This is a genomic window from Pseudoduganella dura, assembly GCF_009727155.1.
Taxonomy (GTDB): Bacteria; Pseudomonadota; Gammaproteobacteria; order Burkholderiales; family Burkholderiaceae_D; genus Rugamonas; species Rugamonas dura.
Window position 1 is genome coordinate 83,713 of record NZ_WNWM01000002.1, and the last position, 15,994, is coordinate 99,706.

The window sequence follows — 15,994 nt, forward strand, 5'->3', positions numbered from 1 at the left end:
GGGTGACTGCCTGGCCTGACTCAGTCGGCCAGCACCGGCCGGGCGGCAATGCCCGCCGGCGCGGCCTGCCCCTGCCGCCGCGCCGACGGCATCAGGAAGCTTGCCAGCGCCGGCAGCAGCACCAGGGCACCCACCATATTCCACAGGAACATGAACGCCAGCAGGATGCCCATGTCGGCCTGGAACTTGATCGGCGACAGCGCCCAGGTGGCCACGGCGATCGCCAGTGTCACGCCGGTGAGCAGCACGACCTTGCCCGTGAAGCGCAATGCGTGACTGTAGGCTTCGCGCAGCGTGTCGCCGGCCTTTTGCCGTGCCAGCAGGATGCTCATCACATACAGCGCGTAGTCGATGCCGATGCCCACGCCGAGCGCGATCACGGGCAGCGTGGCCACCTTGATGCCGATGCCGAGCCACACCATCAGCGCCTCGCACAGCACCGAGGTCAGCACCAGCGGCACCACCGCGCAGACCACGGCGCGCCAGGAGCGGAACGTGACCAGGCACAGCACGATCACCGCCGCATACACCCAGTACAGCATCGCGCGGCTGGCGTCGCGCACGACGATGTTGGTGGCCGCCTCGATGCCCGCGTTGCCGGCCGCCAGCAGGAACTTCACGTCCTTCGTGTCGTTGTCGCGGGCGAAGTCCTCGACAACCTTCACCACGCCGGCCAGCGTGTCGGCCTTGTGGTCGGTCAGGTAGGCGTACAGCGTAAGCAGGTTGCAGGTGTCGTTGTACAGCCCCCGAGGCGCACCGGCCGTGACCATGTTCAGCGCGTCCTGGTTCTGCAGCAGTTCATACCATTTCAGGCTGCCCTCGTTCAGGCCCGTGATCACGCGGCGGTTCAGCAGCGCCAGCGAACCGGTCGTCTCCACCGCCGGGAGCTGCGACAGGCGGTACTCCAGCGCATCGACCCGCATCAGCGTGTCGTAGGCCGCGCAGGCATTGTCCGGCGTCTTGACCATCACGGCGAACACGTCGCTGCTGGCCGCGTAGTGGCCCACCACGTAGGCGTTGTCGCGGTTGTAGCGCGAATCCGGCCGCAGTTCCGGCGCGCCCGGATCGAGGTCGCCGATCTTCACGTGCAGGCTGGCGTAATAGCCGCCGGCGCCCAGCACCGCCGCGACGGCAATGGTCGCGGCCGCGGTGCGCCGTTCGGTGAAACGTTCCAGCAGGTGCCAGCCCCCTTCCCGGCCGCTTTCATTTGCACCTTCGGCTTCCTCGGCGCGCAGGCTGCGCCGCGCCGCGTCGCCATCGACGCCCAGCCACGACAGCAGGATCGGCAGCAGGATCAGGTTCGTCAGGATCAGCGCGGCCACGCCGATGCTGGCCACGGCGGCCAGGTCCTTGATCACCTTGATGTCGATGATCGCCAGCACGGCGAAGCCGACGGCATCGCACAGCAGCGCGGCCAGGCCGGCCAGGAACAGCCGCCGGAACGTGTAGCGCGCCGCCACCAGCCTGTGGGTGCCGCGGCCGATGTCCTGCATGATGCCGTTCATCTTTTGCGCGCCGTGACTCATGCCGATCGCGAACACGAGGAACGGCACCAGCATCGAGTACGGATCGAGGCCGTAGCCGAGCAGTGGCAGCAGACCCAGCTGCCATACCACGGCGACCAGCGAACAGGCCACCACCAGCAAGGTGCTGCGCGCGCAGCGCGTGTACCAGTACAGCATCGCCGCCGCGATCAATGTCGACGCGGCGAAGAACAGCAGCACCTGCCGCAGTCCCTCGATCAGGTCGCCTGCTACCTTGGCGAAGCCGACGATATGCAGGTCGACCTGGCCGCCGGCATACTTGGCGCGCAGCTGTTCCAGGCGGGCGCCGAGCGCCGCGTAGTCCAGCGCCTTGCCATCCGCGCCACGGTCCAGCAGCGGCACGTAAAGGATGCTGGAACGCCCGTCCACGGCCACCAGCTGGCCGATCTCGCCCGAGCGCGCCACGTTGTCGCGCACCTGGGCCACGCTGCGCGCCGAACCGTCGTAGTCGTTCGGGATCACGGGGCCGCCTTCCATGCCGTCCTCGGTGACCCCGACCCAGCGCGTGGATGGCGTCCACAGCGACTTCATGTAGGTGCGGTCGACGCCGGGGATCAGGAACAGCTCGTCGCTGATCTTCTGCAGCGTGGCGAGATACCGCGCGTCGTACACGGTGCCGTGCTTCGCTTCCACGGCGATGCGCACAGCGTTGCCGAGGCCGCTCAGCTGGTCGCGGTGCTGCAGGTAATTGGCGATGTACGGATGGCTGGACGGGATCATGTCCTCGAAGCTGGCGTTCAGCTTCAGGCGCGTGGCCTGCCAGCCCAGCACCAGCGTCGCCAGCAGGCACGCCAGTGCGACCAGCAGCCGGTGGTTGAACAGCAGCCGCTCCAGCGCGCTGCCCGAACGGGTATCGAACTGCGACAGGTCGCGGACCACGGCCTGTTCGCTTGCGGAAGCGCCGAAGCTCATGGCGCACCTCCTTCGATGACCGCGGCGGGAATGCGCGACACGCCCCGCACGCCGGCGACGAGCACATCGCCCCCGGCCGTCGTCGCCAGCGCCGCGATCGGTGCCGGCGGCATATCCAGTTTCACCATCCGCGCCGCCTGGCCGCCGATACCCGCGCGGTACAGGTGGCCGGCCTGGTCGGCCAGCAGCACACCGCCCCTGCCGGCGGCCGATGCGCTCAGCGATACGGGCGCGTAGCCGGGCAGCTGGTCGAAACCCTGCCCGTTCCACCTGAAGGCGTTGCCGCGCAGGCCTGCGAACAGCATGCCGCCATCCGGCAGCGGCCTGGCGGTGAACCACGTCCCACGATAAGGCGCGGGTACCCGCGTGAACGTGCGCCCGCCATCCAGCGAACGGGCGATATATCCCTGCTCGCCCGCCAGCCACGTCTCGTCGCCGCGGGCGGCGATGGCGTACACGTGCAGCCCGTCGGGGTTGTCGATCGCGCCATTGAGCACCTGCCACGTGGCGCCGCCATCGTCGGTGCGCAGGGCCAGGCCGTAGGCGCCGGCCACGATGCCACGCCTGGCGTCGTAGAAATGCAGGTCGAGCAGCGGCTTGTCCGGGCCGTCGGCCGCGAACTGCCGCGCGGTGGCGGCCAGCGCCTCGTTGCCGCCCGCCGCCGCTTCCAGCAGGCGGATGATGCCGCGTCCGTCCAGCTGCCGGCGCCAGGTGGCGCCGCCGTCCGCGCTGTGCAGGACCACGCCGCCATGGCCGATGGCCCAGGCCTGCTCCGGCGTGACGAAGCGCACCGCCGTCAGCGTGACGCTGACGGGCACCCGCGCCTGGCGCCATGCCTTGCCGCCGTCGTCCGACAGCAATACCAGGCCCCGTTCGCCCACGGCGATCGCGCGCCCGCCCATCCGGTCCAGGCCCAGCAGCACGCGGCGCGGCGCCTGCCGGTCCTGCGCGGCCGGGCGGTCCAGCACGTCCGGCACCGGCGCAACATCGGCAACTGCATCGGCCTCGGCAACCGCGCCCGCGGCGGCCATGCAGGCGACCAGCATCATGCCGGCGCCCTTCCATCGATCGAAACCGCGGGCCATCACCGCAGCCCCGAGCCGGACAGCGCTTCCTGGCTCCACGTGGCTTCGGGCCAGCGCGGCACCTGCTTGTACTGCACCGCTTTCTCGGTAACCAGGTCGCTGACGAACCACGTGCCGGACACCAGGTCGTAGAAGCCGAACGTCACGCTGGTGGTGGCCGGCAGGTCGGGCATCGTCACCGGCAGCGACCACAGCGTCTTCCACAGCTGGCCGTTGGCATCCCAGCGGTCCGCCAGGGCGCCGGTCCAGGAATCCTCGTCGATGTAATAGACGCTGCGCGGCGCCAGGTGGCGCTGGCCGGACTTCAGCTTCGCCTCCACCACCCACACGCGGTGCAGTTCCCAGCGCACGCCGTCCGGATTCAGGTGGTTCGCCTGCAGCAGGTCGGCATCCTTGCCCTTCAGCGAACGGTTGGTGTTGTAGGGGATGTATATTTCCTTCTTGCCGAGGATCTTCCAGTCGAAGCGGTCCAGCCGGCCGCCGAAGATGTCCACCTCGTCGAAGCTCATCACGCCCGCAGTGGCCGGCGTGGGCGTGTCGCAGCAGGCGTTCGGCAGCTTGCGGGTGCGGCGCTGGCCCGGCAGGTAGACGTAGCTGGCATCCTTTTCCGGATCGAGATTGAGCTTGCCGTTGATCGCCTCGCCGGCGCGGATCGGCGGTCCCGAATTGACGAGGCGGATGGTCCAGTAAGTGCCGCCGGATTTCTCCGGCGCCGCGTCCTTGTAGTAGTAAGGCATGCTGCCGTCGGCCGTGCCGTCCACCGTCATCACGGGCTTGCCGGCCGCCGTCGTCAGGTAGGAGCGGAACGGCTTTTGCCAGTCGGTGCCGCGCCAGCGCAGCAGGTGGTTCCACATCACTTCCGCGCCGCTTTTCGGAATCGGAAACGGAATGCCGGCATGCGCGCCTTCCGGCATGAGCCTGTCGCCCAGCTTCGCGCGGGTGGCGTTCTTCGCGGTATTGGCATACACCCAGTCCGGCGCAGCCGCGGTGCGGTGGGTCGGGTACACGTCGATGCGGTACGACGGGTATTTCTTCAGCATCGCCTTGCTGCCGTCGGACAGCTTGTCGGCATACTGCTCCATGTTCTTCGCGGTGATCGACACGACCGGCTTTTCCGCGGCGAACGGGTCCTGGTCGCGCCGGCCGCCATTCGTGAAGCCGGCGGCGGCCTTGGCGATGCCGCCATCCCATGCGGGAATCGTGCCATCCTTGTTGCCGGCCTTTTCGGCGCCCAGCGGCGTCAGGTTCTTGCCCAGTTGCGCAGCCTCTTCGGCGGTGACGGCGTGGACGGCGCCAGCGAATGCCAGCGTGCCGGCAAAGGCCGCGAACGTTGCGGCCAGGTGGTGTTTAGGTGTCATGCATGTCTCCGTTCTGATTAAAATGTGCGGCGCACGGACAGCGAGATGAAGTCTCGGTCCTTCATCGCCTGGCCGTAGGTGTAGCCGGTTTGCGGCAGTGTTTGCGCCGCGTGCGTGAGCACGGTCGGCGTATCCTCGCGGCCGAAGTAATGGGTGTAGTTCAGCGACAGGTACCACGCGCTTTCGTAGACGGCGTTCAGGCCGGCGCTGAGGTCGCCGCCGTGCTGCACGCCGAAGCTATTGCCCAGCGCCAGCGAGCGCCCGGCCGGCGCGTAGCCCAGGCCGATGGGCACGGAAAGATCGAGCCCGCTGCCTACCTGGCGGTAGCTGGGTTCATAGACCACGCGCACGGCGGTGCCCTCGCGGCGCGCGTTCGGATCGATCATCGAAGCGTTCTTCGTGATGCTGGTCACCCGGTTCCACGCGATCTCGCCGACCAGCGACGCTTCGCGGGCGATGAAGCTGGGGCCCAGCGACGCCAGCATCGATATGTTCAGGTGCGCGGTGCGGCCCACCGGGTAGACGGGGTTGCCGCTGTTGTCGGAAGCCGCGGCCGGGCCACCGAACGCGGCGGGCACGAGGCCGAACAGGTCGGCCGTGCCGGCGTTCGACAGCGGCGCGTTGTGCCGCACCGAAGCCTCGGCCGCGAAGTTGAACTCGCCCAGCGTGGTCGTCGCGCTCGCGCCGTAGGTGCGGATGCCTTCGTGGTAGTACAGCGAATACGTGTGCAGGCCCGGCGCGAGCACCACCTGCGGCGTCTTGTCGTGGTAGCGCGCCGCGTAGAAGCCGAAGTCGACGCCCAGACCTTCCGGACTCCATTTCAGCTGCACGCCGCCCTGCCCCGCATCCTTCGCGTGGCGATCGTGCGCACGCGCCAGTGCGACCGGGCGGCCAGTGGCATCGACGCCGGTGTACAGCCGCTCGCCCCCCTCGTCGAGGAAATCGACAGTCGAGAAATAGCTGCCGGCGGCCGGCAGCCGGCTCTTCTCCCAGCGGTACTGGTAATAGGCGCCCACGCTGGCGTTGGCGCCTGCCTGCACCTGGCCGGACACCTGGCCGACGGGGCGCAGCAGCTCCTTGAACTGCGTGCCCGGCACCGACAGGCCCTTCACCACGTCGATCGGCTGCTGGGCGCCGGCGATGCCGTTCATGCCGAAGAACAGGGTCTCGCCATACACCAGTGCGTGGCGGCCGGCCCGCACGGTGAACGGCATTTCCCCTACCGTGCCCTTGGCGAACACGAACGCGTCGAGCAGCTCGGCCTTCCTGCCGTGCAGCTTGCGGGTGGCTTCCGTGAATTCGCCGGCGGGCACGGAGGCGGCGTTGTAAGTCGGCTGGAATGCGTTGTCGGTAGCGCGGTTATATACGCCGTCGTACCAGGCCGCGCCACTGACCCTCACGCCGAAATTTCGATACGCCACATCGAGTTCGGACAGCAGGTCGGCGCGGTTCGAGACTGGCCCCTTGCCGAAGTTGCGGTCGCCATCATCCGTGTTGATCGTGTTCTCGCCGGGGGTGACCTGCATGGCGGATGGGTGCTTCAGCCGGTATGCCGCGCTGTACTTGACCGTGTTGTCCCAGCGGACCGTCAGGTCGGGGACTGGTGTGGCGATTTCGGCTGCCTGTGCGGAACCGGCGCACAAGGCCGCGGCGATGGCGGCTGACAGCGTGGCCATGCGGGGCATGGTTTGGTTCATGGTTGTCTCCTCTGGTTTTTATTGGGGCGAAACTCGGGGCGAACGGGCCCCCCGCGCATGGCGTGTGCGCGTCGGTGCTTGCTGCTCGGGTGGAGCGTTGCCCTGGATGGGCGGGAGGGGTCTCCGGTTTTTCTTGTTGGTCAAGAATAACCAGATGGGGGCTTGCCGAAAAATGGTTTATGGCGATTCGATGTATCGGCGAAAGCGATGGAGCGGGCCATCGATCGTCATGCGCAGGGCGCTGTCGATTCCTTTATTTGCCAAGACTGAGCATGGAAAGAGTGATTAGTTCATCAGTTGCCATGGCGATGGTCTTTGCCTGGCGAAACTTCGCTCGTGTACACTCGATCTGTCGAACTTCCGCTATCGGCCTATTGTGTTGAAAAACCCGTAGGCAAGAGAAGTGCTGGTGGAGTAACTGTACAGTAAAAATTGGCGATACAGTTACTGCTGGGTTCTTACCGATCACTGCTTTCATATTTGATATTTATAAAAACAGCTTTTTGCCATTCGCCGAAGATTTTGGGCGGTTGCCGCCAAAAGAAACTCGTCATGGGCACCGCTGGGACCACGCAGACGTAACTGGCCGAGTTTCAGGATGCGTTTGAGGTGGGCAAACAGCATTTCCACTTTCTTTCGTTCCCGCCGTGACTGGCGATATGCGTCGGTCTTGCCGATAGCACGAGCAACATCGCGTGCAGGTTCTTGAGGGCTTCGGTCGATCTTGCGGATAACCATGTTGGGGCAGCACTTCGGTTTTAACTCACAAAGCTGACAGTCGTACTGGCTGGCTCGATAACGAAACGGATTTTTCTGCTGACTACGTTGAGCCGGTTTCAGGTGTTTCCCGGCAGGGCAAACGTAGCGGTTGTTTTCAGCATCGAAGATGAAGTCGGCACGACTGAAAGTGCCGTCGTGATGCTCGGATTTATCCCATACCGGGACGTGAGGAGCAATGCTTTTTTCGTTGACCAGCCATCCCAGCATTGCAGCAACACCGTAGTTCGTGTCACCCACCAGACGACGCGGTTTGATGGCGAACTTTTCCTCGACACGATCAATCATGGTTTTGGTCGCTTCGACCTCTGCTGTTTTGTTCACCGCTGAAGCCTCGACATCGACAATCATTCCAGCCTTCAAATCGATGAGGTAATTGGTGCAATAGGCAAAAATCGCCGGTCCTGCAGCAGCAGTCCAGGTTGCGGCCGGGTCGGTTAGAGAAATTCTTTTCGGTGTTGGCGGCACCGGATTGGCCTGTTCCAAGGCTGTCAAATACTCGCGCACTGGCCGACTTGCCTGTGCTGGGTCCCCCCAATCGATTCCGGCATCGCCTGGACGAGATCGTTGACGCTGGGCGTCAGCCTTGATCATGCTGGCATCAGTCGCAAATCCCTCACCCTGCACTAAACCTTCAGCCATACAACGCCGAAGAACGGAATCGAACAGCTGGCGGAAAGCGTCGTGATCACGGAAACGGCCATGCCGGTTCTTGGAAAAACTCGAGTGATCCGGGACCTTGTCTTTCAGACCGAGCCGACAGAACCAGCGGTACGCCAGGTTCATGCTGACTTCTTCGCATAGCCGTCGTTCTGAACGGATACCGTAGGAGTAGCCAATAATCAGCATCCGTGCCATCAACTCAGGATCAATCGATGGCCGTCCGGTATGGCTGTACGAATCAGCCAGGCACAGCCGAAATTCGCTCAGGTCGAGATATCGGTCCACTGCTCTCAACAGATGGTCTTCAGGAACATATTCCTCTAGACTGATCGATACGAACAGTTCCCTCTTGGTTGCTTGACGTCCCATCATCGCAGCCTCCCGCTTTGAACCGTCTTCATAGACAACGGTAGGCCGCAACATGGCTGCAATCAAGGGGCGTTTTTCAACACAATAGGCCAGGAGCAGACGATCAGATATGCATTTCTGAGCACAGATAGAGGGATAAATAGATTGTGACGTCAAGAACGCTGACTGACATGGCTGACCTGCTGAACTCCGACGGCATCAACTATTCGGTGTTTCTCCGCGTGTACTCGGGCTTGCCGGAAAGTACCGATGACATCCATACTATCGTCACCAGATTAATTGGTCATGAAGCCGTGCTTGCTGGCGTGCGCGACGTGGGCGTGAGCGAGGTCGTAGAGACGCTGCTTCAAAGCCTCGGCTATGTTGGCGACGAAGGCGCCGGACCTGGTCCAAACGTCCTTAGGTCGCCAGATTTCTCCCGGCTGTTGGGAAACATTCGCGATAACGTCGTACAGTTGAGTCAAACAGTCTACGGAATCAAGTCGTTTGTATTTGCACGGGGGCATCCCGCCTACCCAGTGTTCTGGGATTTTGCATATCTTTTCCTTGGGAATCACCAGCATGTCTTATTACTCGGGTCCAGTTCGGATTAGGTCCGCTTCGGGCAAGAGCAGCCTGTCCTGGCAGTCCGTGTTTTTCCGGTTTCCGCGACCAAGTATGCTGCGTCGAACGGCCGAGTTCGACCGGGAGCGAACGCTGATGCATGACTGCCGTTTCGCAACAAGATGAGATATGGATAGCCTGAGCGAATTGCTGAACAAGTTGAAAACTGCGAACAGCAGCGTTGAAAGAAACGCTCTTGCGGTCAAGGCAGCGGAAACTAGTGATCCGGCAGTGCCGAAGATCTTGGTCGAACTAATTGACCGGCCCGAACTGGCGAATGAACGTGGCTCATTAGTCAATTGTCTCGGGAGCTTCGACTGTTCAGAGAAGTTTCTGTGGCTAGTGAAGCTTGTTTGCCATGGGAACTGGAAGGTTTCACACGAAGCAATGCGCATTCTGGAAAAGATTGACTATCTGGATGCGAGGGAAGTTAAACAAGGATACCACCTTATCCTAATGACCGCTGATGCCGGCATGAAAGAAGTGTGGCGGATTGACCTAATAAGCGATCTGTTAGCGATGTTTGACTGATGAATCTGTCGCGCTGGCTCGCTCTAAACGAAGCGTAATGGCGCAGTGAACACTCGCCCGCAAATGTCCGCTTCAGGGCGAAACCGGCCGGTCTCGACAGGCCGGTTGCCGCCGCTAAGCGGACATTACAGGAGAATGAAAATCAACGACGAGGACGTTATACAAGCACTGACGCAAAAAGGTATTCCTCTGAGCAGCTGGCTTGCACTTGGCAGTCATCTCGTAGGTTATATTGATGAGAGTGGGCGTCTTATGGCCCAGGTGTTCGAAGATGACGCTCTCGCCGCAGCTGCGTCAAAGCTGCTCCAAAAGCGCGGTCAGACCCTCCAAGCTAATGTGAGCGACAAGCTTGGTTAACTACGTCCGCTTCGGGGCGGGAGCTGCCCGTCGTGACAGTCTGTGGCTTTCCTGGTTCGGCAACCTGCTATGCTGCGGCGAACGGCCGAGTTCGGCCAGAAGCAGACATTATCGATAACGCGTTTCAGTTAAAACTTATGAACTTCAATACATATTTGATTTGCGCAGTGCTATCTGCGCAGCTTTTTCTTACTGGAGCTGCTGTGGCCGAACAAGTCGATTTCCGAAATCTGAAGCCCACACCAGAGTTGATTTCGGAAGCAAAAAAGCATCCGAATGGATGGGTGTACGTCATTACGGGTAACTACGGTCCCAAGGACGCCGTGCCTCCTGAAGCAATAGCCGGCGCTTGGAAGGTGGATTCAACCGGAAATATCGTTCCAGACAGCTTTCAACCTAATCCAAAGCATACGCCGAAGGAAGGCAACAGATAGCATCTGAACTTCCGCTATGGGCGGAAGCTGTCGTACACTGGACGTCATTAAACGGGCAGAAGCAGCCGAGGACAGTTTGTATGGCCGATTGCCGATTGAGTCTACAGAGCAGCTATACTGAGAAATAAAAGATTTCGTTTAGGATCACTAGAATGCGAAGCAATCGCGTAGCGAGTACTTTTGGGATTTTGATGCTCATCGGCAGTGCACCGTGGGTACTTGCCATTGCGACAGTCATCCAGATCATGATAGCCCACGATGAGGGAGAGTCTTCCGGTGGCAATGCGCTCGGACTGATGATGATGTCCCTTTCGGCATACGGAATAGCACTGGTGAGTTGTTTTGCAGGAATTATCTACTTTGCCTATGCGGCACTCAGGCAAAAGGCATTTCCCAAGATATGGCATTGGGTGGCCATTGGATATTCGATTTGTTTGCTGATAATTCCGATTATTTACTTCATTTTTCAATAATTTTCTGATACACCGAGTTTCATACGATCAGGCCGTAGTACTGATTGAGACGCTATGCGACGATTGATCTTCGCAGTCGCGAACGACCGCTTCGGGGCGACAGCTGCCTGTCGTGACAGTCTGTGACTTTTCCGCTTTGGCAACCTGCTATGCTGCGCCAAACAGCCGAGATCGGCCAAGAGCGGTTATTCGCGACCGGCTCAGATTTGCCAGGAGCGGCCAGTTGGATTCCTGAATCGCCATTAGATATTTGCGGACAATCCAAGTTCGGAAACAGAAAAATATGCCGAGTGTTCATCGATTCAATATTTTTGCAGACTACTTTCAATTTATTGTTCAAGACGAAAACTCTGAGGACGATTTCAGCTCAATTTGGACTGAGGAAGCTCTTCACTCCATGGTTGCAGTAGGCGAGACCGCGATATGCCCTGGAACGTTACGAAACGTGGATGTCCCTGTCGAAGTTCACGTGTTAGAAGCCGAACCGGCAGTCGTGCTTGAGAGATATGACCACATCGTGGAAGGGGCATTTAGGTCGCCGACTGGCAGACTAGTGGCTATGGGGTGCACGGAAAATTTTCTTGACGCGCCACGATTTCAGATCGCGCCCGGCAATTGCCGTTTCCTCTACTTAATAAGCGGTGCTCAGACAATTACGACTGAATGGGAATCTGCCGAAGACTTATACTGCCTCTACATATGGCCCGGAGAAGCGAGAGATCCACACCTCCTGAAACACTGGAAGGTACCGACTGACACTATTGGCGTATGACCGCGTTTGGCCAGTAGCGGTCATTTTCGACGCTACGCCGTCTTCCAAGTCGCACGATAGTTCCTACTCAAGCAGAAAACTGATGAAGAAACTCACTGTAATTTTAGTGGACCCGCCCAATGATGAAGCGGCGTCAGTCACGCTCCGAAGCGAACGAGGCGAGGTTATCGCGTTTTGCCACCCATGCAGTCTCAAGGTAGGGGATGTCATCGAAAATCGACTATGAGTGTTAGATGCAGATGTTCGTATGGCCTATTTTTCGGACTAGCCTGAGCATGAAAAAGAGGCGCTGTCCGTAGAGCACCTAGATAGGACTGGGCAGTACGCCTATCGCGGGCGAGGACACGTAATCGATTCGGAGGAAGGTCTAATCGAAGTGCAGGGCTTTTTGATCGAGTTGAGGAATGTTTATGATGGCTATGTCGATTTCGAAATCAGTCGGCTCGATATAGGCCCTTAGCGGCGCACGGCAAGGTCTGCTATGGGGCGACAGCTGCCTGTCGTGACAGTCTGTGACTTTTCAGGTTTGGCAACCTGCTATGCTGCGGCGAACGGCCGAGTTCGGCCAAAAGCGGTCACTCATCACTGAAAATCTGGCCACGCAACGTGAACACACGATATGACTTCAGAAATTGATTCTTTTCGTCCTCCAACCGATGAGGAAATTACCTCTGCGGAAGCCCAGTTAGGGGTCGTGTTCCATCCTGACTACCGGGCTTTTCTCAAAGGTGGAGGCGATGTCGGCAACGCCGTATTCGACCCAGCCGTAGTGTTGCCGGGATCAGGCTACTGCGACCTCTTTGAAATAGCCCAGTATGCGTGGGAAAACGCGGGAGTGCCTCGCGATCTCGTTCCCTTCATCGAAGACAATGGGGACTACTTCTGCATTTCTCCCTCAGGTGAGGTCTCCTATTGGTCTCATAATGGTGCAACGCCGGAACGTTGGCCGAGTCTGTCGAGCTGGTTCCAGCAGGTTTGCGTTGCGCGTCAATGAACATATAGCGACGCGAGTTCGACGAAAGTCAGCGTCTGCTTCGGGGCCAGAAGCAGACCTCCGCTGACGAATGTCCCAATCACAGCCCCACAACGAAAGCCCAATAGACGATGAGCTTGTCATTTCACATTGACTTCGACGGCGAGTGCGAAGAGGCATTCAACTTCTATGCAGCGTGCCTCGGAGGGAGGATTGGTACGATGCTCAGGATCGCAGACTTACCGATCCCAGCATCGACGACTCGTCCGGGACGTCACATTGTTCATGCCAATATCTGTATCGATGGGGTTGATCTGGCCGGTGCCGATGTTGAAGCACACAACTACAAAAGACCAACGGGCTTCTATGTGTTGCTCGGTGTCGATTCGGAAGAAAAGGTCGATTCTTGCTTCAGTGCGCTGCAGACCGATGGCCAGGTGATCCTGGCGCCGCAGCAGACTTTCTGGTCTTCCCGCTATGCCATTGTGATCGATAGGTTTGGCGTACCCTGGAAGATCAATTGCGGAACGTGACAAGGTTCGCTGTGGGGGCGAAAGTGGTCGTCTGAGTTGATCTATTGTGACGTCTACACAGTGCGGTAATCTCTATCGTGTTCAGACAACTTCTGGCAGACTTGCGCAATAAATTTCCAGAAAGCCACTTTCATGAAGAAAGCGTCGATATTATTTTCGGTTCTATGGCTTGCCACGCTCGCACATGCCGCTGACATGCCGGCCCGGCCCGACCTGCGGGACGAATTGCTGAGAATGCGCGTGGAAGACCAGCGCGCACGCGGCGAGGGAGGCACCATCGATCCGCAGGCAATGGGACGGGTCGATGCCGCGAATACGGCGCGGCTCAAGGAAATCGTTGCACAGGTTGGCTGGCCGACCATCTCGATGGTCGGTGGCGACGCCGCGGGAGCTGCCTGGCTGTTAGCCCAGCATGCAGACCGGGACCGGGCATTCCAACAGGATGTACTGGCGCGGATCGAGAAACTGCTCCCCTCTGGCGAAGCCACCCGCAAGGAATATGCTTACCTGTACGACCGTGTCAATGAACCGCAGCGTTACGGCACCCAAGGCACCTGCCTGGACTCGGCTCACTGGGCGCCACGCCCGATCGAGAACGAAGCCGACGTCGACAAACGTCGCGCCGAAGTCGGCCTGCCGACGATGGCCGAGTACATTGCCATTATCTCCAAAATGTGCGGGGAGGCCTTTTTGCCGACTGCGCGGCCGAGCAATTGAACCTCCAGATGGCCAGGTCGCGCCATCAGCGAACTCCATTCGATCAGATAATCGAGAATATTGAAAACAGCCGAAGCCGAATCAGTGGCACTTTTCAGCCCCCTGCCCCATTATTTTCGGACCATGAGCTCGCGCCTGTATGTGGCCATTGTCTTGCTCGCATCGGGCAGCACCGTCATGGCGGGCACTCCCCGCGGCATCGCTTTCACCCACCACGATTGGGAACTGGCCTGCGATAACACGCGCACCTGCCGCGCCGCCGGCTATCAACCCCTGTCGAACGACGGGGACGATGGTGACGACAGAGACGACAGCAACAACGGCCAAGAGGCATTGCCGGTCTCGGTCCAGCTGACCCGGCAAGCCGGACCGAACCAGCCTGTCCGCGGCGAGCTTCATATCGGCCACTACGGAGAGGAGACGACGGACACATTTCCCGCCAGGCGATCGTTGACGATGCTGATCGATTCCAGGCCAGTGGGAGACGTCGCGATCGCGCAGGGGCACTGGTTCGAAGGACTGACACCCGGACAAACGGATGCGTTGCTGGCCGCCCTTCCCCATCGCAGCAAGATCGAGTTCACGGATGGCAAGCGGACGTGGAAACTGTCGAACAGGGGCGCCGCCGCCGTGCTGCTGAAGATGGACGAATTCCAGGGGCGGCTGGACACGCCTGGAGCCCTCGTGAAAAAGGGCCGCAGGGACGAACGCGATGTGTTACCTGCCGTGCCGGCGCCCGTCGTCATCGCAGCCGGCGTGCCGGTTGACGATAGCGTCCAGTTGTCCACGCCCGCCATGGCGACTCTCCGGAAAGCCCTGGTCGCGTCCGTTGGCGACGAATGCCCCGCACTTTCCGAACCTGGAGAATCGCCTGATGCCATCCATGTGCGCAGGCTGTCCGGTACCAGGCTGCTGGCATCCACCACCTGCTGGAGGGGAGCATCCACCACCGCGGAAGCGTACTGGACGATCAACGCGGCTCCACCCTTCGCGCCCAGGATCGTGACGACCATGGGTGGAGAATATTCGAAAGGGCAAATCGACGCCTCGAGATGGGCCGGCGGGTTCGATTGCATGCATCTCGACGAATGGACTTGGGACGGCGAACGCTTCGTGCAGACCAAAAAGGGCACCACCGGCATGTGCCGGCAGATCGACATGGGCGGCGGCTGGTCGTTGCCGGTGATCGTGACCGACGTGCGGCGCTCCGCGGTCCGGCCTTAGCGGCGCAGCCGCTGCCCGCGTGGCTGCGCGCTACAGCGCCCGTTCGACCAGCAAATCGACGTTCCCGTCATGCGCAAAACCCAGCCGTTCCGCGATGCCGGGCACCAGCGCGGGCATGCGTCCGAACACCCGTTCGATGTCCGCATCCGGTTGCCAGCGGATGCCGGCGACCGCCTGCGCGCCGAAGCGCCGTGCCAGCGCGGCGACCACCTCTTCCACCGTCAAGCGCAATACCGGCAGCGTGACGGTGCGCGCTGCGGGCAGCAACGACGTGTCCAGCGCCGCCGCATGCGCCAGGTTGCCGACACAGCCCTGCAGGGACATCCACCAGCATGCCGCGGCCGGCGACACCGGGCACGTGTAGTGTTCCCCGGCCTGCGCCGCGCGCAGGATGGCGCTCATGAACGCCGAGCCATGTCCGGCCGAGAACCCCGGCCGCGCCACGATGCCGGGCAGCCGCAGCGAGATACCGTTCACCAGGCCGCGCCGGCTCAGGTCCGCCAGCACGATCTCCCCCACCTGCTTGTGCGCGCCGTAGCTGATGCCCGGTTTCGGCGGCGTGGCGTCGTCGACCGTTGCCGGCAATGCGCTGCCGTACACGGCGATGCTGCTGGCATACACGATGCGGGCGGTCCGCTCCTGCGACGCGGCGCGTTCGAACAGGGCCAGCGGCGCCATCAGGTTGACGCGGTAACCCAGCGCGCAATCGCGCTCGGCTTCGGCACCCGGTACGCTGGCCAGGTGGAACAGCACATCCACCGGCGGATCGAACATCGCATCGAGCACCTGCTCCACGCCGAAATCGCCATGCAGCAGGCGCACCCGCGCGTCGTCTGGTGGATCGTCGAACCGGCGGTCCACCAGGGTCAGGCGGGTAACGGCCGGTTGCCCCGGCAGGCCGCAGGCAACGATATGGCGCGCCAGCGCCGCGCCGACGAAACCGCCGGCGCCTGTGATCACGATATGCATGGC

Annotated in this window: 15 protein-coding genes; 9 read left to right on the plus strand and 6 right to left on the minus strand. The window is 61.2% G+C overall.

All coding sequences use genetic code 11. The features are described 5' to 3' along the window. Window positions 1-20: 20 nt before the first annotated feature. The 5 genes from GJV26_RS00605 to GJV26_RS00625 form a co-directional block, all read right to left on the minus strand. Window positions 21-2,456 (minus strand): efflux RND transporter permease subunit, encoded by a 2,436-nt coding sequence (locus GJV26_RS00605; RefSeq protein ID WP_155706739.1) that lies wholly within the window; start codon window positions 2,454-2,456, stop codon window positions 21-23. Then, window positions 2,453-3,541: a WD40/YVTN/BNR-like repeat-containing protein gene (locus GJV26_RS00610; RefSeq protein ID WP_155706741.1), complete on the minus strand. Its 1,089-nt coding sequence runs from the start codon at window positions 3,539-3,541 to the stop codon at window positions 2,453-2,455. The genes GJV26_RS00605 and GJV26_RS00610 overlap by 4 nt, the downstream gene beginning before the upstream one ends. After that, a complete protein-coding gene (locus GJV26_RS00615; protein ID WP_155706743.1) occupies window positions 3,541-4,899 on the minus strand; it encodes a DUF1329 domain-containing protein in 1,359 nt (452 codons plus the stop codon). The genes GJV26_RS00610 and GJV26_RS00615 overlap by 1 nt, the downstream gene beginning before the upstream one ends. A gap of 17 nt (window positions 4,900-4,916) precedes the next feature. Next, window positions 4,917-6,596: a DUF1302 domain-containing protein gene (locus GJV26_RS00620; protein WP_155706745.1), complete on the minus strand. Its 1,680-nt coding sequence runs from the start codon at window positions 6,594-6,596 to the stop codon at window positions 4,917-4,919. A 474-nt stretch (window positions 6,597-7,070) separates the two neighbouring features. Beyond that, window positions 7,071-8,408, minus strand: a complete 1,338-nt coding sequence (locus GJV26_RS00625; protein WP_155712157.1) for a transposase — start codon at window positions 8,406-8,408, stop codon at window positions 7,071-7,073. A 167-nt stretch (window positions 8,409-8,575) separates the two neighbouring features. On the opposite strand from GJV26_RS00625, the gene GJV26_RS00630 reads away from it, so the two are divergent. From GJV26_RS00630 to GJV26_RS00670, 9 genes are all read left to right on the plus strand, one after another. Further along, window positions 8,576-8,998, plus strand: a complete 423-nt coding sequence (locus GJV26_RS00630) for a hypothetical protein (RefSeq protein WP_155706747.1) — start codon at window positions 8,576-8,578, stop codon at window positions 8,996-8,998. A gap of 139 nt (window positions 8,999-9,137) precedes the next feature. Beyond that, on the plus strand, window positions 9,138-9,539 hold the full coding sequence (locus tag GJV26_RS00635) for a hypothetical protein (protein WP_155706749.1): 402 nt from the start codon (window positions 9,138-9,140) through the stop codon (window positions 9,537-9,539). Window positions 9,540-9,674: 135 nt separating this feature from the next. Continuing rightward, entirely contained in the window at window positions 9,675-9,896 is a 222-nt protein-coding gene (locus tag GJV26_RS00640; protein WP_155706751.1) for a hypothetical protein, read from the plus strand. Between the two features lie 137 nt (window positions 9,897-10,033). Continuing rightward, window positions 10,034-10,330, plus strand: a complete 297-nt coding sequence (locus tag GJV26_RS00645; protein WP_216643085.1) for a hypothetical protein — start codon at window positions 10,034-10,036, stop codon at window positions 10,328-10,330. A gap of 152 nt (window positions 10,331-10,482) precedes the next feature. Continuing rightward, on the plus strand, window positions 10,483-10,803 hold the full coding sequence (locus GJV26_RS00650; RefSeq protein WP_155706753.1) for a hypothetical protein: 321 nt from the start codon (window positions 10,483-10,485) through the stop codon (window positions 10,801-10,803). A 1,391-nt stretch (window positions 10,804-12,194) separates the two neighbouring features. Continuing rightward, window positions 12,195-12,569 carry an SMI1/KNR4 family protein gene (locus tag GJV26_RS00655; RefSeq protein ID WP_155706755.1) on the plus strand — a complete coding sequence of 125 codons (375 nt, stop codon included), beginning with the start codon at window positions 12,195-12,197 and terminating at the stop codon, window positions 12,567-12,569. Window positions 12,570-12,679: 110 nt separating this feature from the next. Next, a complete protein-coding gene (locus tag GJV26_RS00660) occupies window positions 12,680-13,081 on the plus strand; it encodes a VOC family protein (protein WP_155706757.1) in 402 nt (133 codons plus the stop codon). A 132-nt stretch (window positions 13,082-13,213) separates the two neighbouring features. Continuing rightward, the gene (locus tag GJV26_RS00665) at window positions 13,214-13,798 is read left to right on the plus strand and encodes a DUF6624 domain-containing protein (protein ID WP_155706759.1); all 585 of its coding nucleotides are present in this window, start codon (window positions 13,214-13,216) and stop codon (window positions 13,796-13,798) included. 60 nt (window positions 13,799-13,858) lie between these two features. Further along, window positions 13,859-15,022 (plus strand): DUF1176 domain-containing protein, encoded by a 1,164-nt coding sequence (locus GJV26_RS00670; RefSeq protein WP_216643086.1) that lies wholly within the window; start codon window positions 13,859-13,861, stop codon window positions 15,020-15,022. A 30-nt stretch (window positions 15,023-15,052) separates the two neighbouring features. On the opposite strand, the gene GJV26_RS00675 is transcribed toward GJV26_RS00670, so the two are convergent. After that, a complete protein-coding gene (locus tag GJV26_RS00675) occupies window positions 15,053-15,991 on the minus strand; it encodes an NAD-dependent epimerase/dehydratase family protein (protein WP_155706761.1) in 939 nt (312 codons plus the stop codon). Window positions 15,992-15,994: the final 3 nt, after the last annotated feature.